Origin of the sequence: Pseudoalteromonas sp. SR43-5 (genome assembly GCF_014163835.1) — a bacterium.
GTDB lineage: Bacteria > Pseudomonadota > Gammaproteobacteria > Enterobacterales > Alteromonadaceae > Pseudoalteromonas > Pseudoalteromonas distincta.
Window position 1 is genome coordinate 92,229 of sequence record NZ_JACJEA010000007.1, and the last position, 24,807, is coordinate 117,035.

Below are 24,807 nucleotides of genomic sequence, written 5' to 3' on the forward strand. Positions count from 1 at the left end.
GCGCCTCTTAACCTCTTTGTGAATAATTCGCCCTTTAAAAGCATTAAAAACAAAAAAGCGGTGTTAATTTTAACACCGCTTAATGCGTAATATATTTAGCTTTAGTAAGCTTGGGTTACAACATAGGTTTTATAACATCAAACACAGCTTCTATATGGTCGTCTCTGTCGTTTAGTGCCGCTATGTAACGGTATTTTTCGCCGCCTGCGTTTTCGAATATTTCACGGTTTTCACCTTCTAGCTCTTCAAGTGTTTCTAGGCAGTCGGCGCTAAAAGCAGGACTTATAATAGCTACATCGGTAATACCTTCATCAGGTAAGGCTGCAAGAGTTGCGTCGGTATAAGGCTTTAACCACTCTGCTTTACCAAATCGACTTTGAAAAGTACTAATTACTTTGTCTTTATCAAGGCCTAGTTTTTCGGCAACTAAACGCGTGGTTTGTAAACATAGGCAATGGTACGGATCGCCGCGATCTAAAAACAATTTAGGCATACCGTGATACGAAAAAACAATTTTTTGTGGCATACCATTCGCTTCTAAATCCTCACTAATACTATTAGCAAGCGACTCAATGTAACGGGTGTTTTTATGATAGCCATTTATAAAATGAAGCTCTGGCACCCAGCGCCATTTACGCAGTACGCTCGATACAGCATCAAACGTAGAACCCGTAGTTGGGCTAGAATATTGCGGGTACATTGGTAAAATAATTATACGCGTTAAGCCTTTATCACGAAGCTCTTCAAGGCCTGCCTCTATTGAAGGGTTGCCATAACGCATTGCCATTACTACTTCAGTATTGGTATAACCTTGCTCTTTTAATAAAGTATTTAACTTTACACTTTGCTGGCGAGTAATGTGGGTAAGTGGTGAGCCGTTTTCGGTCCATATACTCTCGTATAATTTAGCCGAACGTTTAGGGCGCACACGCAAAATAATGCCATGTAAAATTATCATCCATACTAAGCGTGGTATTTCTACAATGCGTGGATCTGATAAAAATTCGCGTAAATATGTACGAAGCGCAGCCGCTGTTGGTGCATCAGGGCTGCCTAAGTTAGTTAGCAGTATTCCCGTTTTTTGGTTAAAACGCCCATCATGGGGGTTGTCAGTAACCGCAGAAAATCGCGACACAGAGTGCTCCTTCAAGCAAATTCAATAATCTATTTTATGCACATTGTAACGAAAAAAACTGCGGTTTAGATCAATCATTTAGCAGTTTTCACCATTATTCTGAACGGGGTTGGTTTTTTCGATTCTAGCTGTTGGAGTTTTTCTATCGATTTACTGCCAAATACATGACCCTTAGGCAGCAACATTATGCCCGTATGGCTGTGTAGAGCATGGCCCAGTACCATTTGCTCTTTGAGTTCATGGGCGTTACAAATTAGCACTGATCCTGCTGAACTTTTTTGTTCATGTAGTTTTGCATGGCTTGCTTCAAGTGCACGTACAATTTTAGGGTGATAAAACGATCCACTATAAAGTTTTACACTTTCGAGTGCGTCATCGTGGCGCTGCTTTTCATCACTTGCATTGCTCTGCTCAAACGCGTCCCAATAGTCGCGCGCTAAACCTAGCACCATAGCGCCTATTGGTATGTCGTTTCCGGCAAGGCCTTTGGGCATTCCGTTTCCGTTAAAGCGCTCAAACTGATAATAAATAGCATCCGATAAGTCATGTAAATGTATTGCTGGCATTAACATTAATTGTGCAGTACTTGGATGAGTATAAAAGGTTTTGCGTTGTTGCTCGTTTAAGCGGTTAACTGGTTTTTTATAAAGATCAGGATCCATAGCAAGCAAGCCTATTTGCGCCAAGTAACCAGCCATAGGGGCAAGATCAATGCTTTTTTGCGACAAGTTTAAATAAAGTGCTATTTGTGTACAGGTATTAGCAATATTTTGTGCTTTGTTACCATCTAGGTAAGGGTTTGCGTTAACAAAATTATATAGCAGCTCTACGGTCGATTTATGCTCTTGTTTTTCGCGCTCGTTGGCGTCTTCAAGCTTTTTTAAAACCTGTTTGATTTGTAAGGTGCGTTTTTCTACTCGTTGTTCAAGCGAGTTATTAAGCTCTAGCAACTCTTGGTTTTGCGCTTTAACTTGTGCCTCTAATTTTTGATTTTGTTTTTTTAGTGCAAATTTTTCTAGGCTATCTCTAATGCTACGAAGTAATAAATCGTTTTGCCAAGGCTTTTGAATATAACCATTTATTTGGCCCTGATTAACAGCCGCTAAGGTGGTTTGTATGTCGGCGTAGCCGGTTAATAAAATGCGTTGGGTGTCGGGTGCCAGCGCACGCGCTTTTTCTAAAAACTCGGCACCGTTCATTACCGGCATACGCATATCGCTAATAATTAAACCAAACTCATGATTTTTAAAAAGCGTTAGTGCACTTTGCGGGTTATCGCAAACAATAACCGACAGGCCATTTACTTCAAGTAGCCGTGTTAACGTGCGTAGTACTATTTCATCATCATCAATGCAAAGTACATCAACCTGATTTATTGGTATGCTTGGTGTTACTTGAGTCATTGAGTCGCCTTTAAATTACTTCTGGTTAAATAATAGCTTAAAAAAATACTCTATGGTGTGTTTGTGCCTACCTTTTATATTAAGTGGTATTTACATAATGGAGTTATTAGCAATAAGTAGATAATTACTTATGCATAATATTAGGCCTTGGCTGCACTAAAGTTGCAAATTTGCATACAGACGACTAAACGTTAAGTATAAAGTTATCTATATGGATGAAGGGAATGGATGGATCAGATGGTAATTTTGAACGTGCTTTTTTAAACGAACAAAAGCTGCGCTTAGCTGCAGAGCAATTACTCAAAGATAAAAGTAGCGTTTTAGTTGCCATAAATAATGAACTACAAAAAAAAGTAGCCGACTTAGAACACCAACAAATGCTGTTTGTGCAAACCGAAAAAATGGCGACTTTAGGTACACTTAGTGCAGGCGTTGCCCACGAAATAAATACCCCGCTTGCCTATGCAATGAGTAACGTAGAGAGCCTACAAAACGCAAGCCCTTTACTGGTAGCGCTGCTAAAACTTAACGAACAATATTTAAATAACGAAATTAAAGAGAGCCGTTTTAAACACGAAATTGACATACTCAATTTACAGTATCCGTACGCGTGGATTTATAACAATTTGCAGGGGCAAATTAACGACAGCGTTGAAGGACTTAAACGTATAAAACAAATAGTGCATGACTTATTAAACTTTGCCCACCCCACCTCTTCTCAAGATAAACAATTAGCCGATGTAACAACGGGTGCTAATAATGCTTTAAGATTATTAAGTAGCAAACTTAAATTATGCGAAATAAAAACGCGGTTTGAATCCCTACCACTCATTTGGTGCAATTTATCGTCAATTAATCAGATTTTTGTAAATCTTTTAATGAATGCTTGGCAAGCTTGCGAGTTAGATTTAGAAAAAGGCTGCATTATTGAAGTCAATATTTTTGAACTCAACACAAATATTTGTATTGAAATAAAAGATAACGGTTGTGGCATGAATGAAGACACAATAGCGCATATGTTTGACCCTTTTTACACAACAAAAGAAGTCGGAAAAGGCACCGGTATGGGTATGACACTTGTATACGCTATGGTGAGCGATCACGGTGGAAAAATAGAAGTTAACAGTATATTAGGCACAGGTACGACCATTCGCTGCCTATTACCTTTAAAAGTGTAAAATAACGAACAAAACCACATTGTAAATAAAGTGTTAAACATTCTGTTTTTTGATGTTTAATCCCTTCTTAGCACGTATTTTAACCGATTTGATGTGGTTTTTTCTTATCTTGAAGTTTATTTGCATACTTAGACCAAACATTTAGTTTTTTTCATTTCTTTTTGTTTGCATATGTTGCTAGGATGTTTGCAACAGGTTGTGAGCATCATAACCACACACATATTATTAAGAATACAAAAAACAGGGTCGTCACTATGTCAACATACCGTTTAAACACACTTGCTGTAGCCGTTGCTTTCGCGTTTAGCGCACCAAGCATTGTTAACGCTGAAGAAGCACCAGTGCAAGCTGCTAAAAACATAGAGCAAATATCTGTATTAGGATCGCGTGTATCTAACCGTACCTCTACAGAGTCTTCTTCTCCTATTGATTTAATTGACGCGGATGATTTAACTAAAGGTGGCTTTACCGAATTAGGCCAAAGCCTTCAAGCGACAGCTCCTTCATTTAACTTTTCGCGTACACAAGTTTCAGACGGTTCTGATTTATTTAGACCTGCAACACTTCGTGGCTTACAACCAGATCAAACCCTTGTATTAGTAAATGGTAAACGTCGTCATAACCAATCAATTTTTGGCCTTAACGGTACAGTAGGCGCAGGCGCTGCGGGTACTGATATGAATGCCATTCCGCTAACAGCACTTAAAGGCGTTGAAGTATTACGCGACGGCGCTGCAGCGCAGTATGGCTCTGATGCTATTGCAGGTGTTATTAACTTATCTCTTAATAACTCAACCGGTATTACAACGGGTTTTGTACAATACGGCGGCACAAGTGAAGGTGACGGCGACACTATTTCAGCAGGTTTAAACCGTGGTTTTGAATTAGGTAACGAAGGCGGCTTTATTAACCTATCGCTTGAGTACCGTGATGCCGACGGCACTAACCGTGCAGAGCGCGATACGGGGGGGTCGCTTAATGTTGAGCCAGGTACGCTAAGTGAAGATGTACGCTGGGGCCAAGGTAACTCAGAAAGTGAATTTACGTCGTTATTTTACAACATGGCATTACCAATGGGCGACGGCGAGCTTTACTCGTTTGGTGGCTACTCTGAGCGCACGGCGCTGGGTAATGGTTTTTACCGTAACTTTAACGAAGCCTCTAAAAACGTAACACAAGTATACAGCGATGGTTTTTTACCGCGCATATATAACGAAGCACAAGATATTTCAGTAGCACTTGGGTTTAAAGGCGATATAAACACAGACTGGACTTACGATGTATCGGCTGTTTATGGTGAAAACCAATACGATTTTACATCACGCAATACATTAAATGCTTCTTACGCGGCTGAGTATTTATTTAATAACCCAGATGCAAGCGATGCCGACATTGCAGCAAACTCAGGGCCTACTGGCGGTTACTCAGGTGGTTTTAGATTCGATCAAACAACGGTTAACCTTGATGTAAACGGTATTGTAGATATTGGCCGTAGTGAGCCTTTATATGTAACAGTAGGCGCCGAATACCGTAAAGAAAACTACGAAATAGTGCCTGGCGATGAAGCATCATACGCGTGTGGGTTAGCAAATATGGATACTTCGTACCCATCAGTAAACGATCCAGATCAATTTGCACAGTGTGGTTTTCAAGCTTATAACGGCCTACGCCCTGAAGCGGCTAACGACAGCGACCGTAACAGCTACGCAGTTTATGTAGACGTAGAAACTATGATCACCGACGCATGGAACGTCAGTGGTGCGCTACGTTATGAAGATTTCTCAGATGCTGGGGATGATTTAATTGGTAAATTAGCAACACGTTATGAATTTTCAGATGACTTTGCAGTACGTGGTGCACTGTCTACTGGTTTTAGAGCGCCATCACTTCAACAAAGTGGTTATACAGCTTTTACAACTAACTTAGGCTCAGACGGCACATTAACGCAGTCGTTCACGGCAAACACAGGGACCGCTTTCCCAAGTGCGTTAGGCGTAGATAGCTTAGAGCTTGAAACATCAACAAACTACAGTGCTGGTTTTGTTTATGATGTAACAAGCGAGCTTTCGTTAACGGTTGATTTTTACCGCGTAGAAATTGAAGACCGTATTACACTTGGCAGCTTGCTTTCGGCTGACGACGTATCGTTTAGCTCAGAAGCAGTTGCAGCGCTACAAGCAACTGGTGCAGTGCAAGCTAACTACTTCTCAAACTCGGTTGATTCTACTACGCAAGGTGTTGATATTATTGCATCGTACCGCACTGAAGTTGAAGGCGGTAATTTAGGAGTAACCTTTGCAGGTAACCTAAACGATACTAAAATTGACAGCGTAAATGCAGAAGACGGTATTCCTGAAGCGGTTGCTTTTGATGATTTACAACGCAGCTTTTTTACCGACGGACAACCAAGTGAGCGTGCAACGCTTACGTTTGACTACGAACGCGATGCCTACACATCAACCATTCGCTTTAACTACTTTGGTGAAACAGACGTAAAATACTTTGGTAACGACCATATTTCATTACCAGGTGAGCTTTCGCCTACGGGGTCATTTAAACCAACAAGTACGGTTGAGTCTGCTGTGTTAGTTGATTTAAATGTTAGTTACCAAATTAATGACATGTTTGCGCTTTCGGTAGGTGCCGATAACGTATTTGACGAAACACCAGATGAATTAGGTGATGACGAAGTACTTAATTTTATCACCAACGGCGCATTTAAATACCCAGTACGCGCATTGCCATACGGCTTTGACGGCAGAACGTACTACGCAAAAGTAAGCTTTAGTTTTTAATTTATCAAGCAAACTAAAGTAATATTAAGCGCAGTTATTAACTGCGCTTTTTTATGCTTTTTTATTATTAAAAAACTACCAAATGGATGTTAAAAATACTTGCGCGGTTGAAAATTAAGCCTACAATCGCCATCTCTTAAATAGGCCAATATAAAAGCCTCTTTATTATTTAACTTAAAATAACCATTAGTTGATAGGAAATATATGACTAAAAAATCTAAAACAAAAACCGCAAACACCAGCGCGGTAGACACAGGGCGAGGCGTTATAAACCACAATGCACTAGCGGCAATGGTCACCTCTAAATTATTTAAACCACAAGTGGTTAAAGCTAAAAAAGGCAAAGGCTCGTTTAAACGTAGCAACAAACATTCAGGACAAGAGTCCTATTTAATCGCGGCTTAATTAGCACCGATCAAATAGGGCTTTTGAATATAATAAGCGAGGTTTTATACCTCGCTTTTACTTTAAAGCATTTAAACCCCCGTTACATGAGCGCGAAATAAATTCGCACCTACGGGTTCGGTGTTTGCACGATGTAGGTGAGGTTTTATACCTCGCTTTTACTTTTAGTTCTTTATTATTTTAACTCCCAAGCTATCCTCTAAGAGTGCAGCGCCTCTAAACCTCTTTGTGAATAACAGCCCTTAAAAATATGAATGCACAAAGAGAAGAAAAAGAGGAGTAAATGAGCAGACAAAGTCCATTTGTTTAAGTTATATGATATTTCACCACCGAGTTCACCGATGCGCTGTGCACTACACAAAGAAAACACGAGTAATGGTTAGTCACTGCTCTTTGTTTTCTCCTTCACTTCTCGGTGGTGATTAAGCTACTTGTTACTAATGCATCCGACTAAATGTAAAAGCGGTGCTTTTAAACGCCAGCAAGCTGCGCGTCCACAGGTGTTTAACTCAAGTTAAAGTATGGTCTGTAGAAGAAACGTGCTCACGTTAGAAGTGTAGTTTTTAACCTTTAAAACTATTATTTTTAACTGTTTGTGATGGGTTTTCACCAAATAGTTGCGTGTAATCTTTAGCAAATTGTCCCGCGTGCCAAAATCCCCAATTGGCTGCTATTACTGAAATGGGCTTATCTTGGTTTGGTTTTTTTAGCTCTCGCCTTACGTTATTTAAGCGTGTTAAACGTAAAAACCGCAAAGGGTTAATTCCTAAAATACTCTCAAAGCTATACTGAAGTGTGCGCCTACTTACAAAGGAAAGCTCGCACAGCTCGGTTATGGTTATTGAGTTTTGTGGATTTGTGGCCACGTAATCTTTTACTTTATCTACTACGGCTTTGCGGTGTTTATAACTTGGCGCAATATTTTGCTGCGTATTGTCTGCTTGTAATAAGTGTAGTGCCAACATGTTTAGCATATCTTGTTGTGATTCGGTTCTAAGTCCAAAGCCCTTGCCTACAACCATGCTATTAATTATTTGTCTTGCCGTTTGCAAAGATGAGTTGCTCACCGATAAACGAGCTGATTGTGCAGATGCCAGGTTTTTCAATGTTACGCCTTGGAGCTGCGCCATATATTCAATTGAGTTCCAATCGATTACCAAACCATAAATATTAAATTGCTCAGGGGTTATCAACTCAAAGTCGTTATCACTGGTACGGCACATAAATTGATTACTTGCCACACTTAAACCATTAATTTTACTTTGCTGTGACTGACAAGGAATGCCGAGCCAAACCGAATTAGGGGCTATGTTACATTGCTGACGAAGCGCTCGCTCAGTGTATTCTTTAAACACATGAATATTGGCGTAATCCGTTTCTTCAATACAACCATAAAAGCTGCCGTCGCTCATTTGATCGTATTTTTGCTGCCATTGAGTAAGGCTATGCGCTTGCTCGTCTATATCGTGTGTTTGCACCTTGCTCTTTAGTGGTGCGTTAAAGCTACTTTGCTGCGCCATATCGGGGATGCTCTTTTTCGTTACACTTTCATTATGCTTAAGTTAACACCGCTTTGCGTGTGTAACCAATTGAATTGGTTTAATAAATAATCTTTTGCCAAAATTCGATAGTTACTTGGTACAAAATAAGCTGTCTTGTAACTATTCAATATTGATTTATAGCTAAAGATGCAGCAAAACCTATACCAAGGTTGATCATATTAGTTATGTGGAGTAAATCATGGGGCAAGCGTACAGTTACACTTTAGGTACACATACTTATAAATTCAAGAACTTAGCCCAGTTAATGGCTAAAGCTACACCGCAGCGTTCGGGTGATCGCTTAGCGGGCGTAATAGCACAATCAGCACAAGAACGTGCTGTGGCACAAATGACATTGGCGGATATACCTCTTAAAACATTTTTAAATGAGGTACTTATTCCCTACGAAGATGACGAAATTACACGCTTAATTATTGACGAGCACGATGCAAATGCCTTTATGGCTATTGCACATTTAACCGTAGGCGATTTTCGTAATTGGCTTTTAAGTGACTTTGCAACACCTGCTGTACTTGCAAGTATAAGGCAAGGTATTACGCCGGAAATGGCTGCTGCTGTTAGCAAAATAATGCGCAATCAAGATCTCATATTAATTGCTAAAAAGTGCCATGTTACGAGTGCTTTTAGAAATACTATTGGCCTCCCCGGGCATTTATCTACACGTTTACAACCAAATCACCCAACTGACGATATTAATGGTATTGCTGCATGCATGCTTGATGGTTTGCTATACGGTAATGGCGATGCAGTAATAGGTATAAACCCAGCAACCGATAACGTTGCCCAAGCCATTAAGTTAATGACGTTAATGGATGATGTTATTCAAAAGTACGCCATACCAACCCAAAGCTGCGTGCTCACCCATGTTACTAACACCATTGAATGTATAGAAGCTGGCGCACCAGTTGATTTAGTATTTCAGTCGATTGGTGGCACAGAGGCTACTAATTCAAGTTTTGGTTTTAATTTAAATACCTTGGCTGAAGCGCAAGATGCCGCTTTGAGTTTAAAGCGTGGCACTGTTGGCAATAATGTAATGTATTTTGAAACTGGGCAAGGCAGTTCGCTTTCAGCAAATGCGCATCATGAGCTTGATCAGCAAACGTGTGAAGCTCGCGCTTATGCCGTTGCTCGTAAGTTTAACCCGTTACTGGTAAATACCGTGGTGGGGTTTATTGGCCCTGAATATTTGTTTGATGGTAAAGAAATTACCCGAGCAGGACTTGAGGATCACTTTTGCGCTAAGTTACTAGGCATACCGATGGGATGCGATGTGTGTTACACCAATCATGCAGAGGCTGATCAAAACGATATGGATAACTTGCTTACGCTATTAGGTGTTGCTGGTTGCTCGTTTGTAATGGGAATACCTGGCTCTGACGATATAATGCTTAATTACCAAACTACGTCGTTTCATGATGCATTATATGTTCGCCGTGTACTTGGCTCTAGACCTGCCCCCGAGTTTGAAGCATGGCTAAGCAAAATGAAAATAATGCAAAGCACTTCCGATATTACACTTTCAGATACCTTGCCTCCCGCTTTTGCTAAACCTCTGGGTGCAATTACTGGAGGTGGCTCATGAAATCACGTTTAAAACAGAGCACTCCTTTAGATGACTCAGTAAACAAGCATAAAAATAACGGTAATGTAGTGCACAATCCTTGGAGTGATTTACGCCGTTTTACCGACGCCCGTATTGGGCTTGGGCGTGCGGGTATAAGTTTGCCAACCTCAGAAATGCTGGCTTTTCAGCTATCTCATGCACAAGCGCGCGATGCAGTGAGTTTTCCGCTTGATATTAACGAAATGACTGAGCAACTAGGCAGTATTAGCGTATTAAAAGATGTTGCCCCTCCCCTGCATTTACACAGCCAAGCTGTTGACAGGGTTACTTACCTTCAGCGACCCGATTTAGGCCGCAAGCTTGATGAAAATGGTAGGCAAATACTTCTCAGCTATATGAATAAACAAAAGCACACTACACAGGCTAAATACGATTTAGCGATTGTAGTGGTTGATGGACTCTCCTCGTTAGCGGTACAAAAAAATGCATGCCCATTTATAACAGAGCTATTAGCGCACCTTATAACAGACAAGCAATTTAAAATTGCCCCCATTACTTTGGTTGAACAAGGTCGAGTAGCAATTGGCGACGATATAGGTGAGTTGCTAAATGCGCAGGTGGTTATGGTGTTAATAGGAGAGCGCCCAGGACTTAGTTCGCCAGATAGCCTTGGCTTGTATTTAACATGGGAGCCTAAAACAGGACTTAACGATGCATGTCGTAATTGCATATCGAATATTCGCCCAGCAGGCCTACCTTATACAGAAGCGGCTAGGCGTGCGCTGTACTTATTACGTGAAGCTAAAAAACTAAAACTAACTGGGGTTAATTTAAAAGACCGTACACAAGACGATGTAATTGAGCATCAGGTTTCAACCACTAACTTTTTAATTGCTGAGTAATTTTAATTAAAAACACATGAAATAAAACAATAAAAACTAAACATCAACGGAGAAAGGTTATGTCTACTAATAATACAGAGTACCTTGCTAAAAGACAGTTAAAACGAGGTACTGCGGGGTGGTTATTACTCGCAGGTTTGGGTGTGTCGTATGTAATATCGGGTGACTTTGCAGGTTGGAACTTTGGTATTGCCGAAGCGGGTTGGGGTGGCTTTGCCATTGCTGCAGTGTTAATGGCAGTTATGTATTTAGCGCTGGTATTGTCGCTTGCTGAAATGTCAGCTGCAATACCTGCAGCAGGCGGTGGTTATAGTTTTGCGCGCCAAGCTATGGGGCCTGCGGGAGGCTATTTAACCGGGCTTGCGGTATTAATTGAATACGCCTTAGCACCCGCTGCTATTGTTATTTTTATAGGCTCTGCAGTTGAAGCCCTTACCGGATTTAATGGACCATGGGTATATGCATTATTTTACTTACTATTTGTTGGAATTCATTTAGCAGGCGTAGGAGAAGCACTTAAAGTAATGATGGTAATAAGTGGTTTAGCAGTATTAGCTATTATTGCAACGGCTTTTGTTTTAATTACAAATTTTGATGCATCACGCTTATTTGACGTCCCCGTAACCGATGCAGTGGGAGCCAGTGAGTTTTTACCTTTAGGTTGGTACGGGGTTTGGGCTGCATTACCGTTTGCCATGTGGTTATTTTTAGCGGTTGAAGGTGTACCGCTTGCTGCAGAAGAGGCAAAAGATCCCGCTAAAGATGTGCCAAAAGGCATTATTGGTGCAATGATCTTTTTGTTATTTACTGCTTTTTTAGTTGTTGTTTTAGTGCCTGGCGCTGGCGGTGCTGCTGCAATGGGCGCAAGTGCAGTGCCTTTGGTTGATGCATTAAATGCATCGGGTAGTGAGGCCTTAGCAACTGTAGTAAATATATTAGGGCTTGCGGGTTTAGTTGCTTCGTTTTTCTCTATTATTTATGGTTATAGTCGCTTAGTGTTTGCTTTATCTAGAGCCGGATATTTATCGCGTTCGTTGTCGATTACAACTAATCGCAAAGTGCCAGCACGTGCGTTGATTGTACCTGCCATATTTGGTTTTTTAGTATCACTCAGTGGCGAGGGTGATTTAATACTTGCAATGGCTGTAGTAGGTGCAACTGTATCGTATGCATTAATGGCGCTGAGCCATATTTTGCTACGCGTTAAACAACCTGATTTACCTCGCCCGTATAAAACCCCAGGGGGCGTAGTAACTTCAAGTATCGCTTTAGTGCTTTCGCTTATAGCATTAACCGGTGTGTATGCGTTCGACCCTCGTGCATTTTTATACACTATAATGCTGTTTATTGTGGGCGCCGTATATTACTTTGGCTACAGCTCAAAACACTTAGTTGCTAAAAGCGCTGATGAAGAGTTTGCAATGTTGGCAGATGCAGAATCTGATTTAGAGATGGCTAAGTAAATATTAATAGTTATTATAAGTGAGGCTAACCCTCACTTATATTTTTATACAAGCAATACGGTGTAAAAATAGTGCATGCATGTAAATATCAAGCCCCTTATCTACTTTATTAATATCATTTAAAGCTAAAACTTTATGCTGCCGCGTAGCGCTTTGTTTTGCCCATGCTTGGTTTTTTTGTCCATGCGCTTTCGCTGTGAATTACGGCTGGGCTTGGTGGCTCGACGCGCTTTATTAACTACCGTAGCACTAAGGATTAAATCCTTTAAACGCTTAAGGGCATCTTCTCTGTTTAGCTCTTGGGTACGGTGGCTTTGCGCTTTAATGATTAAGACGCCGTCTTTGGTAATTCTTGTATCATTTAATGCAAGTAAGCGTTCTTTGTAGAAGTCAGGTAATTTAGAGCGGTTAATGTCAAAACGTAAATGAATTGCACTTGCTACTTTATTAACATTTTGACCACCGGCACCTTGCGAACGAATAGCTGTGAGCTCTAGTTCCCATTCATCGATAGTGACAGTATTTGAAATTGTTAACATTGTGTTCAGCTCTATTTGTCAAAAATACATTATATCATCAGTACATTAGCTTGTGGTGAATCAACTAAATTCTTAGAACTTAAATAAATTCTCATAAATTGTACTATAAATCAGCCAATATTTTATTTTGTGTTGGCAAGTGTTGCTTATTAGCTTCTAATTGGCACTACTTTAATACTAGGAAATGCTCAATGAAAAAAATACTTGTATCACTTAGCTTATTAGCGATGAGTTTCTCAAGCCTTGCAGAGGATATTAACGAAGGTCAACTTCAAAGCTATATGAAAGCACTGCCAGCTGTGACTAGCTGGGCAAGCAGCCAAGAGTCGTTAAAAGACTTAGATTTAGCAAGTATGCTAGGTGGTTCTGCAGATCAAAGTGTTGACGAACAAAGCTCTTTAGCTAACAGTGCATTAAGCATGATTAAAGAACAAGACCTATACAAAAGCTTTGCGAGTATTACAAACCGTTACGGCTTTACGCCAGAGCAGCTAGTAACTGTAGGTTCTGAAGTATCAATGGCTTATATCGAAAATCTTAAGTCGGGCCTTTCGGCTGATAACCAAGAAACTGCTAATAAAGTAATGGGCGGTTTTCAAAGTATGAAAAGTGCTAAAGATAAAGGCGCTAGCTCATTAATGGGATCGTTTGGTAAATCGTCAAGCGCAGCTGAGGAGTCTACAGTATCTTTAGTAAGCGAAAACAACCTTGAACTTGTGAGCGAATATATGCCACAACTACAAAAGCTTTTTGCACTTTTATAAGTTTTATTGCTTTAAAAAAAGCGGGCTTATCTAGCCGTAAAATTAAAACGCATAAAAAACGGGGGAGTATTCAATACTCCCCCGTTTTTATTTAGCGTACAGATTATTTAAGATCGAACCTGTCTGCGTTCATTACTTTTACCCATGCATTTACAAAGTCATGTACAAAACGTTCTTTATTATCGTCTTGTGCATAAAACTCACTTAGGGCACGTAAAATAGAGTTTGAACCAAACACTAAATCTACGCGTGTGGCAGTCCATTTAATGGTGCCTGTTTTGCGCTCAACAATATTATATATACCTGGCTCTAGTGGCTTCCAGTTGTTAGCCATGTCGGTTAGGTTTACAAAAAAGTCGGTAGATAGCGTGCCTACATTATCGGTAAATACGCCATGTTTAGTGCCTGCGTAGTTTGTGCCTAGTACACGCATGCCGCCCATAAGTGCAGTCATTTCTGGTGCTGTTAAGCCCATTAATTGGCTGCGCTCTAACAATAGCTCTTCTGAGGATACGCTAAAGTCATTTTTAAGGTAGTTTCTAAATCCATCATGAACAGGCTCAAGCGGATCGAACGATTCTGCATCAGTCATTTCGTCTGTTGCGTCCCCTCGTCCTGGTGCAAATGGTACTGTTACATTAACACCGGCTTGTTTTGCAGCTTGCTCTACAGCCGCTGTACCACCTAAAACGATTAAATCAGCCATGCTTACTGGCTTAGATAAACCCGCCTGTACTTTTTCAAGGGCACTAAGCACACTTGCTAAGCGCTCTGGCTCATTACCTTGCCAATCTTTTTGTGGTGCTAAACGAATACGTGCGCCATTTGCGCCACCGCGACGATCAGAACCACGATACGTACGTGCACTATCCCACGCTGTATTTATTAAATCACTTGCACTTACACCGCAATCAAGTAGCTGTGCTTTTAAGCTTGTGATTTCATCGTCTGATAATGTGTAATCAACTGCTGGAATAGGATCTTGCCAAATTAGGTCTTCGCTTGGTACATCTTTACCTAAGTAACATGCTTTAGGACCTAAATCGCGGTGAGTTAGCTTAAACCATGCGCGTGCAAATACATCAGAGAAGTATTCAAAGTCGTTATAAAAACGCTCAATAATTTTACGGTACGCAGGGTCCACTTTCATGGCCATATCGGCATCGGTCATCATTGGGTTTAAACGAATTGATGGATCTTCTACGTCTACTGGTTTGTCTTCTTCTTTAATATTTACAGGTTCCCACTGATGAGCGCCAGCTGGGCTTTTTGTTAATTCCCATTCGTAATTTAAAAGTAAGTGGCAGTATCCGTTATCCCATGTAGTTGGGTGTGTGGTCCATGCGCCTTCAAGGCCTGAAGTTACAGTATGACGACCAAAGCCGCCTTCTTTGGTGCTGTTCCAACCTAAACCTTGCTCGTGAACGTCTGCTGCTTCTGGCTCTGGACCTAAGTGCTCTGCTTTACCATTACCGTGAGTTTTACCTACTGTATGGCCGCCCACTGTTAGCGCTGCGGTTTCTTCATCGTCCATCGCCATGCGAGCAAATGTTTCACGTACGTGATCTGCCGTTTTTTGTGGATCTGGTATACCATTAACACCTTCAGGGTTAACGTAAATTAGGCCCATTTGTACTGCGGCTAATGGGTTTTCCATGGTGTCTGGTTTTTCTACATTGTCGTAGCGTTCATCACTTGGTGCTAACCATTCTTTTTCTGCACCCCAGTAAATATCTTTTTCTGGATGCCAAATGTCTTCACGGCCGCCCGCAAAACCATAAATTTTAAGACCCATTGATTCGTATGCCATATTACCAGCAAGAATAAATAAATCGGCCCATGAGAGTTTGTTACCGTATTTTTTCTTAAGTGGCCATAAAAGTCTGCGTGCTTTATCTAAGCTTGCGTTATCTGGCCATGAATTTAAAGGCGAGAAACGTTGATTACCGGTACTTGCGCCACCACGACCATCAGATAAACGGTACGTACCCGCTGAGTGCCATGCCATACGAATCATTAAACCACCGTAATGCCCCCAATCGGCAGGCCACCAATCTTGGCTGTCGGTCATAAAGGTTTTTAAGTCGGCTTTTACTTCGTCTAAATCTAGAGATTTAAATTCTTCTGCGTAGTTAAAATTAGTGCCGTATGGATTTGATTTAGTATCGTGTTGATGAAGAATGTCTAAGTTGAGTGTGTTTGGCCACCAATCGGTGTTTACTTTAGAAACAACTGAATTACTACCGTGCATAACAGGGCATTTACCCGCTGTTGGCTTGCTCATTGTGAAATCCTTAAAATAGAAAAGTAAAATACTTAATCAATCAGTATTATTGCTTATGTGTTTATAACTTTTTAAAAAGTAACGGTTATTTTTATTTAATAGGCTTACTTTTTACTCAGCGTGCCTACCTAAGTGCTTACGTATCCTTAATATAGGCGTATAAATTATGCTACGCCAGCCTCAACATACTATTTAAAACGATTGCTCCAATTTATATTTTTGATTGCCCTTACGTTAATGATGTATTTAACAATAGGCTTAAAGTGGCGTTTAAAATAATAGTAAAAAAGTCAGATGGTGCTCATATAAAGCATTACGCAAAATAAAAAATTTAAAAATCGGTGAATTAACCTTAATCTTTTTACTAGACCTGTGATCGAATTGAAAAATTTCGGCGTAATGGTGTGTGAAGGGTTTGAAAGTGGCTTTAGTTTACTAAAGCGCACATTGGAATACCCCCCTTCACCATGAAATTGTAGTTAGATAGTTATAATGATAAAGGTGCATTACTTAAGCCCAATGCACCTTTACTTTATAAACCGAATACTTTGAGTATTCTTATATTTTTAACTAGTTGAATTGAATTAAGTATTTGTTCATAAATATTCAGTTAGTATGAAGTTGTTCTCCTGTGAATCCCTACGACATATTGTTGTTTTAAGCAGTTTTTGCCAGCTCACCTTGAGCTGGTTTTTTTTGCCTATTTTTACTCAAATTACCTGAGCATGGGTAATATGCTCACGCTTTACCCTATTATTGCTAAGCTCACTAGGCTAAAAAAATTTTACAACTATTGCTCCTATCTAAATTAGGTCAATTTTAATCCACAAAGAACAACACGCCCTAGTGCCATTAAGCCCTGCATGTTAAAGTTATTACAGTAATTAATTTAATTAGGCGTACCAATGCGTTATTACCTATCTGTACTTTTTGTTTGTTTAACTTTGTTTTCGGGCATAGTGAACTCTGCTGAAAAGCAACCAGCTTCACCTACAGCACAACAAGAGCAACAAGCTCTTCAACAACTCAAAGAGCCTATGTATAAGCCGCTAATGGAACGTTACATATTAGATGAGCTAAAAGCAGTTAGGCAAGATCAGCAAAAGCTTCGTGAAGATGTAACTAAGCAGGTTACTCATGCGCAGCTTGATACTGCCGATCGCGCATTAACGTACACTACAGATACCATTAATAATGTGTTTTTTATAATTACCGCTACGGCGTCGATTTTAGTTTTAGTGGGTTGGAACTCGTTGCGCGATGTTAAAAACAAAGTAGAAGATATTGTAAATACGCGTGTGAGTGTAATTACAGACGAGTATGAAGACCGATTAAAAATTCTTGAAGAAAAACTACGCGTTCGCTCAGAAGAAATACTCAGCAACCAAGAGCGCATATCGGTGACTAACGAAGTTCATTCGTTGTGGATGCGCGCAAACCTAGAAAGTGATTTTGCAAATAAAATTGAAATTTTTGACGAAATACTCAATCGCAAACCTGAAGATGTGGAAGCCATTGCTTATAAAGCCGATGCACTACTAGAAATAAACGAAACAGCACAAGCCATTGAGCTGTGTAATCAAGCTATTGATATAGATAGTGACTATGGTTATGCCTATTGGCAACGAGCCTGTGCTTATGCACTAACACATAAGCATGCTGATGCCTTAGCCGATATTAAAATGGCACTTGAATACTCTCCAAACTTACGTAATGAATTATTACACGAGAGCGCATTTGCAAGCCTGCATGACAACGACAGCTTTAATACGATAGTGGCTGGTGAAGTTGTTTAAGCACTCAGAATTTGGCCTGTATGATTAGGCGCAACACCATAAAAAAGGGCCTTGGCCCTTTTTTTGTTTTTAAAGGTAAAGTTTGTTGTGTAATTAGAAGCTTAACTGCGCTCTACAAACTCAGCTCTAGCGTAGAGCTAAGATCAAAAGTGATTAATTCACAAAGAGGTTTAGAGACGCTGCGCTTTTAGAGAAGAGCTTAGAAGTTAAAATAATAAAAACAATCAGAAACTGTGCTTCTAACATGAGCAACAAGTCATACTCTAAACTTGGTATAAACACAGCTATTCGCGCAGGTTACAAGCTTTTAAAGCAACGCTTGTACTTTTATAATGCCGAGTCAGCATTGGTTTTGCTCTTCTCATTTGCTCCTCCTTTTCTTCTCTGCGTGCATATTGTTTTTTAGGGCTGTTATACACAAATAGGTTTAGAGATGCTGCGCTTTTAGAGTAGTTAGCTTAAGTGCTTCTCGCGCGAGCAAGCTCTGCGCCTACGTGGAAAACTTACACTCAGCAGTTTAATTTACCTGTAGACGCGCTGCTTGCAGGCGTTTAAAAACGTAGTTTTTAGGATGGTTGAATTAATACCAACCCGCAATAATACTTAATCATTTTTAGGGGCTAAACGTGTCGCTACCTGCGTTAAAAAATTCTCATTTAGAACAACTAAATAGCGAATTTTTTGCCTAGCTATCAACACGTTTTCCATCCTCAAAATAGATCACTTAATTAAGCGAATTGGTATAAGTAATTAGAAGCTGCTACCCATTTTCTTCAGGCATAAAAAAAGCCGCATAAAATGCGGCTTTGGAGGTTAGTCTCACTTCACTTTGGGCGTGTCTCCAAAACTTAGTGAATACGTTACCAAGGAACTGTTATGTATTATTTAAGCTATTGACTCTAATGCAATTTTAACCATTTCGTTAAACGTGCTTTGACGCTCATCAGCAGGTGTTGCTTCACCGGTGATTACGTGGTCACTTACTGTAAATAATGCCATTGCATTTGCGCCGTATTCAGCTGCAACGCCATATAAACCGGCTGTTTCCATATCTACTGCTAGCATGCCTAACTTGTCTAAGTCTTTATAGAACGAGTCGTCTGCTTGGTAGAAAGTGTCGGTTGTAAATACGTTACCTACTTTTGCTTCTATTCCTAGCTCTTTAGCGGCGTTTACACCGTTTAAAAGTAGGTCAAAGTTAGCAATAGCAGCAAAATCGTAGCCACGAACACGTGCACGGTTTACGTTTGAATCTGTGCTTGCACCTTGTGCAAAAATTACGTCACGGATTTTGATATCTGTGCCAATACCCCCACACGTACCAATACGTATAATATTTTTAACGCCAAAGCTTACAATTAGCTCACGTGCATAAATAGACATTGATGGAATGCCCATGCCTGAACCCATGATGCTTACTGGCTTACCTTTGTAAGTACCAGTGAAACCGTACATGTTACGAACACCTGTAACCTGTACTGCATCATCTAAAAAGTTTTCAGCAATATATTGCGCACGTAGCGGATCGCCTGGCATTAATACTGTTTCGGCGAAATCACCAACGTTTGCACTGATATGCGGAGTACTCATTAATTGTTTTCCTTTTTATTTGGCGTTGTTAGCTCATTTAAAAAGCTGTCGCCGTAATCAAGCGCAGATAAGTTAAACCACTGTGCCAGTGTTTGACCGATATCTGCAAAGCTGTTGCGTTCACCTAGAGGTGTGTTACTCATACCTGGTTTATATGCAATAACCGGTACATATTCGCGAGTGTGCTCAGAACCTGGAAAGGTTGGGTCACAACCGTGATCTGCAGTGATCATTAATATATCATCTGCGTTTAACTGTTTTAGTATAGTTGGTAAATAGTCATCAAATTCTTTTAATGCTTTTGCATAACCTACTGGGTTACGGCGATGACCAAATTTTTCATCAAAATCAACTAGGTTAGTAAAGATTAAGCTATGATCTGGTGCGCTTTTCATTACTTCGCTGGTTTTTTCTAGCAAGTTCATAAGCCCAGGTGCTTTATGCTTTTGGGTTATGCCCTGATGCGCGTAAATATCTGAAATTTTACCAATACTAATTACTTCGCCGCCGTCTTTTGCTAACACATCTAGCAATGTTGGTGCTGGCGGAAGCACTGAATAGTCGCGACGATTACCTGTGCGGGCAAAGTCTTGGCTATTTGAACCCAAAAATGGCCGCGCAATCACTCGTCCTATATTCATTTCATCAAGTAGCGCCCGTGCGATTTCGCAAACTTGATAAAGCTTCTCTAGGCCGAATGACTCTTCATGCGCGGCTATTTGAAACACGCTATCAGCTGAGGTGTAACAGATTGGTTTACCTGTTTTTACGTGCTCTTCACCTAGCTGTTCTAAAATGGTTGTTCCCGATGCATGGCAGTTGCCTAAAATGCCAGGGATACCAGTACGAGCTATAAACTCGTCTATAAATTCTTGTGGGAAACTTGGCTGTGTTTTTGGGAAATATCCCCAATCAAATAACACAGGTACTCCTGCCATTTCCCAATGACCTGATGGCGTGTCTTTTCCGCTAGATAATTCTTTAGCGTAACCCCATGCTCCTTGAGAAGCTTGGCGGTCTGAAATTAAACACGGTTCTCCACCGGCAGCTTCACATGCATCCACTAACCCAAGTTTTGATAGGTTAGGAAGCGATAATGCAGCGCCTGTTTCGTCGTAATATGCTTTTAGTAAGTGAGCGAATGTATTAGCCCCAAGATCGCCGAATTTATCTGCATCTGGTGCTGCACCGATTCCTAGGCTATCTGCCATTAAGATAATTGCTCTTGCCATTTTGACCTCACTTTGATTCTAGGTGGTTACTTTATCCGCTGATCGATTTTTCCGTACAGGACAAAAGTCCTGTTTCATAAAACCTAAACATTATAAATTTGCATTCTTAAGCGAAGCAAAAGAGATTAATCGTGTCTTTTTTGCTATTGTGATCTACCAACAATATATCCTTCTGTGTGGGTGAGAACTTTAGTGACACGAACTACTATTATAGCTATTGCAGGCGCGTCTGCGTCGGGCAAATCTCTTTTTAGCCAAACTATATACAATGAATTGGTTAATGAGCTTGAACCAGGCGCTATCGCCATTATTGAAGAAGATGCTTACTACAAGGATCAGTCGCATTTACCGATGGCGCATCGTACGCAAACGAATTACGACCATCCTGATGCATTTGAACATGCGTTAATGCTTGAGCATTTAACACAGCTTCGTAGTGGAAATTCAGTTGAAGTACCAACGTATGATTATGCACAGCATACACGTAGCGAGAAAACTCGCCGAGTGCCTGCTGCTAAAATACTCATTGTTGAAGGTATTTTATTATTGAGTGACAAAGCGCTTAATAAAGAATTTGATATTAAGGTGTTTATAGATACGCCTTTAGATATTTGCTTAATGCGTCGTATGCAACGTGATATGGAGCAACGAGGCAGAACATTACAATCTGTTGTTGAGCAGTATCAAGCAACTGTTAGACCGATGTTTTATCAATTTATTGAGCCTTCTAAGCATAACGCAGATTTAGTTGTGACTCGAGGCGGTATGAACCGCGTTGCGATTGATATAATAAAAAGTAAGATAAAATATTTACTACAAGAATAACAACGGGAAACATTTGTATGACAACATTTATGAGCTTAGTGGGCATGTGTGTGCTACTAAGCATTGCCTTTGCGGCATCAACTAATCGCAAGGCAATTAATTTAAGAACCGTTGGTATAGCATTTGCGATGCAAGTTGTTATTGGCGGTTTTGTCCTGTTTTTTGAAGCGGGAAAAAATGTGTTAACGAGCATGTCAGCAGCCGTATCGTCGGTTATTGGTTATGCAAACGACGGTATTGGGTTTTTGTTTGGCCCACTTGCCTCACAAGACACATTAGGTTTTATTTTTGCGATTCAAGTTTTGCCCGTTATCGTGTTTTTCTCAGCACTTGTTGCTGTGTTGTATCACCTTGGCATTATGGATTGGATAATTAGGATTTTAGGCGGCGGTTTACAAAAATTATTGAAAACCTCTCGCACAGAATCGCTTTCAGCGACAGCAAATATTTTTGTTGGCCAAACTGAAGCACCGCTAATAGTTAAGCCATTTATAGCAACAATGACTAAATCGGAATTGTTTGCAGTGATGGTAGGTGGCTTAGCCACTGTGGCAGGCTCTGTAATGGCCGGTTACGTTATTATTGGCGTAGATCTTAAGTATTTAATAGCAGCGAGCTTTATGGCTGCTCCAGGTGGTTTTTTAATGGCCAAGATGATTGTGCCAGAAACTGAAACGCCTAAAGATAACTTAGCTGATTTAGATTTAGATGACGAAGATAAGCCTGTAAATGTAATTGATGCAGCTGCATCAGGTGCAGCAAACGGTATGCATTTAGCACTTAATGTAGGTGCAATGTTACTTGCTTTTGTAGCGCTAATTGCACTACTAAACGGTTTATTAGGTGGTATTGGTGGGTGGTTTGATTACCCAACATTAACGCTTCAAGAAATATTAGGTTATGTATTTGCTCCTGTTGCATGGTTACTAGGTGTGCCATGGGATGAAGCAATTATAGCCGGCAGCTTTATTGGTCAAAAGATAGTAGTGAACGAGTTTGTTGCTTACTTAGACTTTATAAATTATCGCGATACGTTAAGCGCGCACACACAAGCAATTGTTACTTTTGCTCTATGTGGCTTTGCTAACTTATCATCGATAGCCATTTTACTAGGTGGGTTAGGCGGTATGGCGCCTAGTCGGCGGAAGGATATCGCACGCTTAGGGCTCAGAGCAGTGTTAGCAGGATCTATGGCTAACCTTATGAGCGCAGCAATTGCTGGGTTTTTCCTCTCGCTAGCTTAGAAACTTATTGAGATGAACACCGGTGTTGCAAAACAAGAGGATAGCGCTTTAAGGGGTTAAAGCTCTATCTGACTTGAACGATACTTCACCAAGGGCCGCAAGGCCCTTTTATCGTTTTAGGCCTTCCACATTTATACACTCCCCCACCTTCAAGCTATTTAACCTTATTTATGGTTATATATAACTCAAATAAACCAATATCTTAGTAACAAATTCACATAAATATTTTTTGTGTTTTTCGTATTTTCAGCCACACTTATATTACTTAAGCTAACCGACTAACGATCCGCTATTGTGAAATATATTCTTTATTCTCTTTTTTTAATTTGCTCTGTGTATGTTCAAGCAAAAGAACCCATCCTTGTTGTTACAGAGTTAGCACCGCCAAACCAGGTGTTGATTGATGGTGAGGTAGCAGGTGAAGGTACTCAATTTATTAGAGATATATTTGCTGAGGCTGATCTAACACCTAACATTCAAATGTACCCTTGGGCACGTGCTTATAAAATTGCAGATGAGCTTAAAAATACCTTTATATACAGCCTTGCACGCACTGTAGAGCGAGAAGACAAATTTTATTGGATAGGACCTGTCGAACGTTTTGAACTAGGCTTTATTGGCCTATCAGAGCGAGATGATCTTATTATAAACACTACTGAACAAGCTAAAGTGTACAAAATTGCTATGCAGCGCAATGATTTTTCAACACAAACCCTCGCAAAACTGGGGTTTGAAGTTGTTTTAACCTCTGATATTCAAAAGTCATACTCTTTACTACTCGCTAAAAAAGTAGATTTAATTGTAGACGATCCTTTATATATGCAGCAGATGAGTGATTATCTAAAGCTCAAACCAGCACACTTAAAGTTTATTTATAAAATAGATGAGCTAACAATTGATGCTTATTTAGCTGCGAATAAAAAAACAGATATGCATTTAATAGAATCACTGCAAGCTGCATTTTTAAAAATAAAGCAAAAGAAAGGGCTGCCTTACAGGTACTAACATTAGCGCTTATAACGTTTTTTATAAGCCGAAAAGTTATCCTTCTTTTTAAGCTTTTCAAACTCCCTATTAAAACGCTCTACAATGTAATTGGGTACTAATTTATTAAACGCGATGTAGTTACCTGCTATCTCAGGTAATGGTAATTCCTGCAGCCTAACGACATCGTCTTCACTATACCCAAAAGGCGAAAGTTGATAACCAATGGTGTATTCAGAGCCTAAAATCAAATCTATTTTACTATTTAAAAACAAGTGCATATATTGCTTTTCATCACCTATGGACAAAAGGTTTTTACCTGCTTCAAACCCTACTTTTTTAATTATGGATTCGTAAATATCCCCTCTTACGATAGCAAGTGAAAACTGCTTTGCTTCATTTAAGCTATTCATTTTTAACTGAGTATTTTTTTTAAGTTTATAAAAAAATGTTTCACTGGATGCCAAAGGCCCTACCCAATTAAAAATAGGCGTTCTTTGAGATGTTTTAGCGATAGAGATAATACCTGAATGCTTTTCTTTTTGGACTAGGCTGTAAGCACGTTTCCAAGGAAATATTTTAAATTCACAGGTAATGTCTGACGCAATGCATACATCTTTTACAATATCGAGATTTATGCCAACAAGTTGACGCGCTTTGTTTTCAAAATTGTATGGCGAAAAGTGCTCAGTGTAGACCGTGAGCTTGAAATCTTCAGCCTGTGCGTAATGACTGATAAATATAAAAACAAGTATAAGGAAGGATTTAATGATAACGATACCTACTGATGAACTTACATTAATAATAAGTGCAGCTTAGGTTGAGTCAAATTTCAGACACAAAAAAAGCGCCTTAAGCGCTTTTTTTTCATTTTACTTAAAAAGTAAAATTATACAGCTGTGATGTTATCAGCTTGTGGACCTTTTTGACCTTGTGAAAGAGTAAACTCTACACGTTGGCCTTCAGCTAAAGTTTTGAAACCTTCGCTTTTGATTGCTGAGAAATGTGCGAAAACGTCTGGGCCATTTTCTTGCTCGATGAAACCAAAACCTTTAGACTCGTTGAACCACTTAACTGTACCTGATACGATGTTAGACATTGTAATATCCTGATATAAAATAAAAAATATGCTCATAAGA

Annotated in this window: 20 protein-coding genes; 11 read left to right on the forward strand and 9 right to left on the reverse strand. The window is 40.0% G+C overall.

Annotated features, from left to right (window positions below; all coding sequences use genetic code 11):
* Positions 1–115: 115 nt before the first annotated feature.
* Both hemH and H5090_RS05935 read right to left on the reverse strand, forming a co-directional pair.
* Entirely contained in the window at positions 116–1,135 is a 1,020-nt protein-coding gene (hemH, locus tag H5090_RS05930; RefSeq protein ID WP_182695271.1) for a ferrochelatase, read from the reverse strand.
* A gap of 74 nt (positions 1,136–1,209) precedes the next feature.
* Complete coding sequence (locus tag H5090_RS05935; RefSeq protein WP_182695272.1) at positions 1,210–2,538, reverse strand: HD domain-containing phosphohydrolase; 1,329 nt, start codon at positions 2,536–2,538, stop codon at positions 1,210–1,212.
* A gap of 224 nt (positions 2,539–2,762) precedes the next feature.
* Between H5090_RS05935 and H5090_RS05940 the strand changes: the two genes are divergently transcribed.
* The 3 genes from H5090_RS05940 (at position 2,763) to arfA (ending at position 6,916) form a co-directional block, all read left to right on the forward strand.
* Positions 2,763–3,716 (forward strand): sensor histidine kinase, encoded by a 954-nt coding sequence (locus tag H5090_RS05940; RefSeq protein ID WP_182695273.1) that lies wholly within the window; start codon positions 2,763–2,765, stop codon positions 3,714–3,716.
* 254 nt (positions 3,717–3,970) lie between these two features.
* On the forward strand, positions 3,971–6,511 hold the full coding sequence (locus H5090_RS05945) for a TonB-dependent siderophore receptor (RefSeq protein WP_024597458.1): 2,541 nt from the start codon (positions 3,971–3,973) through the stop codon (positions 6,509–6,511).
* A 204-nt stretch (positions 6,512–6,715) separates the two neighbouring features.
* Positions 6,716–6,916: a ribosome alternative rescue factor ArfA gene (gene arfA, locus H5090_RS05950; protein ID WP_182695274.1), complete on the forward strand. Its 201-nt coding sequence runs from the start codon at positions 6,716–6,718 to the stop codon at positions 6,914–6,916.
* Between the two features lie 563 nt (positions 6,917–7,479).
* On the opposite strand, the gene H5090_RS05955 is transcribed toward arfA, so the two are convergent.
* Complete coding sequence (locus H5090_RS05955) at positions 7,480–8,436, reverse strand: helix-turn-helix domain-containing protein (RefSeq protein WP_182695275.1); 957 nt, start codon at positions 8,434–8,436, stop codon at positions 7,480–7,482.
* Positions 8,437–8,656: 220 nt separating this feature from the next.
* On the opposite strand from H5090_RS05955, the gene H5090_RS05960 reads away from it, so the two are divergent.
* The 3 genes from H5090_RS05960 to eat are packed head-to-tail and all read left to right on the forward strand — an operon-like array spanning position 8,657 to position 12,410.
* A complete protein-coding gene (locus H5090_RS05960) occupies positions 8,657–10,063 on the forward strand; it encodes an ethanolamine ammonia-lyase subunit EutB (protein ID WP_182695276.1) in 1,407 nt (468 codons plus the stop codon).
* Complete coding sequence (gene eutC, locus H5090_RS05965) at positions 10,060–10,947, forward strand: ethanolamine ammonia-lyase subunit EutC (protein ID WP_182695277.1); 888 nt, start codon at positions 10,060–10,062, stop codon at positions 10,945–10,947. Before H5090_RS05960 ends, eutC begins: the two co-directional genes overlap by 4 nt.
* A 59-nt stretch (positions 10,948–11,006) precedes the next feature.
* Positions 11,007–12,410: an ethanolamine permease gene (gene eat / locus H5090_RS05970; protein WP_182695278.1), complete on the forward strand. Its 1,404-nt coding sequence runs from the start codon at positions 11,007–11,009 to the stop codon at positions 12,408–12,410.
* A gap of 125 nt (positions 12,411–12,535) precedes the next feature.
* Here eat and arfB read toward each other — a convergent pair whose 3' ends face one another.
* Positions 12,536–12,949: an alternative ribosome rescue aminoacyl-tRNA hydrolase ArfB gene (gene arfB, locus H5090_RS05975; RefSeq protein WP_002959105.1), complete on the reverse strand. Its 414-nt coding sequence runs from the start codon at positions 12,947–12,949 to the stop codon at positions 12,536–12,538.
* Between the two features lie 191 nt (positions 12,950–13,140).
* Between arfB and H5090_RS05980 the strand changes: the two genes are divergently transcribed.
* Positions 13,141–13,713: a short-chain dehydrogenase gene (locus tag H5090_RS05980; protein ID WP_182695279.1), complete on the forward strand. Its 573-nt coding sequence runs from the start codon at positions 13,141–13,143 to the stop codon at positions 13,711–13,713.
* Between the two features lie 103 nt (positions 13,714–13,816).
* Here H5090_RS05980 and katG read toward each other — a convergent pair whose 3' ends face one another.
* The gene (gene katG / locus H5090_RS05985; RefSeq protein WP_182695280.1) at positions 13,817–15,997 is read right to left on the reverse strand and encodes a catalase/peroxidase HPI; all 2,181 of its coding nucleotides are present in this window, start codon (positions 15,995–15,997) and stop codon (positions 13,817–13,819) included.
* A gap of 905 nt (positions 15,998–16,902) precedes the next feature.
* On the opposite strand from katG, the gene H5090_RS05990 reads away from it, so the two are divergent.
* Entirely contained in the window at positions 16,903–17,793 is an 891-nt protein-coding gene (locus H5090_RS05990) for a TPR end-of-group domain-containing protein (protein WP_002959108.1), read from the forward strand.
* 885 nt (positions 17,794–18,678) lie between these two features.
* On the opposite strand, the gene deoD is transcribed toward H5090_RS05990, so the two are convergent.
* Together deoD and H5090_RS06000 are read right to left on the reverse strand one after the other, a co-directional pair.
* Positions 18,679–19,383, reverse strand: a complete 705-nt coding sequence (gene deoD / locus H5090_RS05995; protein WP_024596283.1) for a purine-nucleoside phosphorylase — start codon at positions 19,381–19,383, stop codon at positions 18,679–18,681.
* Positions 19,383–20,615, reverse strand: coding sequence for a phosphopentomutase (locus tag H5090_RS06000; RefSeq protein WP_024596282.1), 1,233 nt, complete (start codon positions 20,613–20,615; stop codon positions 19,383–19,385). The genes deoD and H5090_RS06000 overlap by 1 nt, the downstream gene beginning before the upstream one ends.
* Before the next feature lie 192 nt (positions 20,616–20,807).
* On the opposite strand from H5090_RS06000, the gene udk reads away from it, so the two are divergent.
* The 3 genes from udk (at position 20,808) to H5090_RS06015 (ending at position 23,689) form a co-directional block, all read left to right on the forward strand.
* Positions 20,808–21,440, forward strand: a complete 633-nt coding sequence (udk, locus tag H5090_RS06005; RefSeq protein WP_024596281.1) for a uridine kinase — start codon at positions 20,808–20,810, stop codon at positions 21,438–21,440.
* A gap of 17 nt (positions 21,441–21,457) precedes the next feature.
* Complete coding sequence (locus H5090_RS06010) at positions 21,458–22,684, forward strand: NupC/NupG family nucleoside CNT transporter (RefSeq protein ID WP_039488805.1); 1,227 nt, start codon at positions 21,458–21,460, stop codon at positions 22,682–22,684.
* Positions 22,685–22,978: 294 nt separating this feature from the next.
* Positions 22,979–23,689, forward strand: a complete 711-nt coding sequence (locus H5090_RS06015; RefSeq protein WP_024605581.1) for an ABC transporter substrate-binding protein — start codon at positions 22,979–22,981, stop codon at positions 23,687–23,689.
* Positions 23,690–23,691: 2 nt separating this feature from the next.
* On the opposite strand, the gene H5090_RS20675 is transcribed toward H5090_RS06015, so the two are convergent.
* The gene (locus H5090_RS20675) at positions 23,692–24,474 is read right to left on the reverse strand and encodes a transporter substrate-binding domain-containing protein (protein ID WP_310736307.1); all 783 of its coding nucleotides are present in this window, start codon (positions 24,472–24,474) and stop codon (positions 23,692–23,694) included.
* A gap of 83 nt (positions 24,475–24,557) precedes the next feature.
* A complete protein-coding gene (locus tag H5090_RS06025; protein WP_002959120.1) occupies positions 24,558–24,767 on the reverse strand; it encodes a cold-shock protein in 210 nt (69 codons plus the stop codon).
* Positions 24,768–24,807: the final 40 nt, after the last annotated feature.

What these genes read in the sequence shown, in the direction of transcription:
- deoD (WP_024596283.1), bottom strand. Translation starts at nt 19,383, where the DNA reads ATGAGTACTCCGCATATCAGTGCAAACGTTGGTGATTTCGCCGAAACA.
- eutC (WP_182695277.1), top strand. Translation starts at nt 10,060, where the DNA reads ATGAAATCACGTTTAAAACAGAGCACTCCTTTAGATGACTCAGTAAAC.
- H5090_RS05945 (WP_024597458.1), top strand. Translation starts at nt 3,971, where the DNA reads ATGTCAACATACCGTTTAAACACACTTGCTGTAGCCGTTGCTTTCGCG.
- H5090_RS06010 (WP_039488805.1), top strand. Translation starts at nt 21,458, where the DNA reads ATGACAACATTTATGAGCTTAGTGGGCATGTGTGTGCTACTAAGCATT.
- H5090_RS05935 (WP_182695272.1), bottom strand. Translation starts at nt 2,538, where the DNA reads ATGACTCAAGTAACACCAAGCATACCAATAAATCAGGTTGATGTACTT.
- H5090_RS06025 (WP_002959120.1), bottom strand. Translation starts at nt 24,767, where the DNA reads ATGTCTAACATCGTATCAGGTACAGTTAAGTGGTTCAACGAGTCTAAA.
- H5090_RS05960 (WP_182695276.1), top strand. Translation starts at nt 8,657, where the DNA reads ATGGGGCAAGCGTACAGTTACACTTTAGGTACACATACTTATAAATTC.
- H5090_RS05990 (WP_002959108.1), top strand. Translation starts at nt 16,903, where the DNA reads ATGCGTTATTACCTATCTGTACTTTTTGTTTGTTTAACTTTGTTTTCG.
- H5090_RS05955 (WP_182695275.1), bottom strand. Translation starts at nt 8,436, where the DNA reads ATGGCGCAGCAAAGTAGCTTTAACGCACCACTAAAGAGCAAGGTGCAA.
- H5090_RS05980 (WP_182695279.1), top strand. Translation starts at nt 13,141, where the DNA reads ATGAAAAAAATACTTGTATCACTTAGCTTATTAGCGATGAGTTTCTCA.
- H5090_RS05940 (WP_182695273.1), top strand. Translation starts at nt 2,763, where the DNA reads ATGGATGGATCAGATGGTAATTTTGAACGTGCTTTTTTAAACGAACAA.
- arfB (WP_002959105.1), bottom strand. Translation starts at nt 12,949, where the DNA reads ATGTTAACAATTTCAAATACTGTCACTATCGATGAATGGGAACTAGAG.
- H5090_RS06000 (WP_024596282.1), bottom strand. Translation starts at nt 20,615, where the DNA reads ATGGCAAGAGCAATTATCTTAATGGCAGATAGCCTAGGAATCGGTGCA.
- katG (WP_182695280.1), bottom strand. Translation starts at nt 15,997, where the DNA reads ATGAGCAAGCCAACAGCGGGTAAATGCCCTGTTATGCACGGTAGTAAT.
- arfA (WP_182695274.1), top strand. Translation starts at nt 6,716, where the DNA reads ATGACTAAAAAATCTAAAACAAAAACCGCAAACACCAGCGCGGTAGAC.
- eat (WP_182695278.1), top strand. Translation starts at nt 11,007, where the DNA reads ATGTCTACTAATAATACAGAGTACCTTGCTAAAAGACAGTTAAAACGA.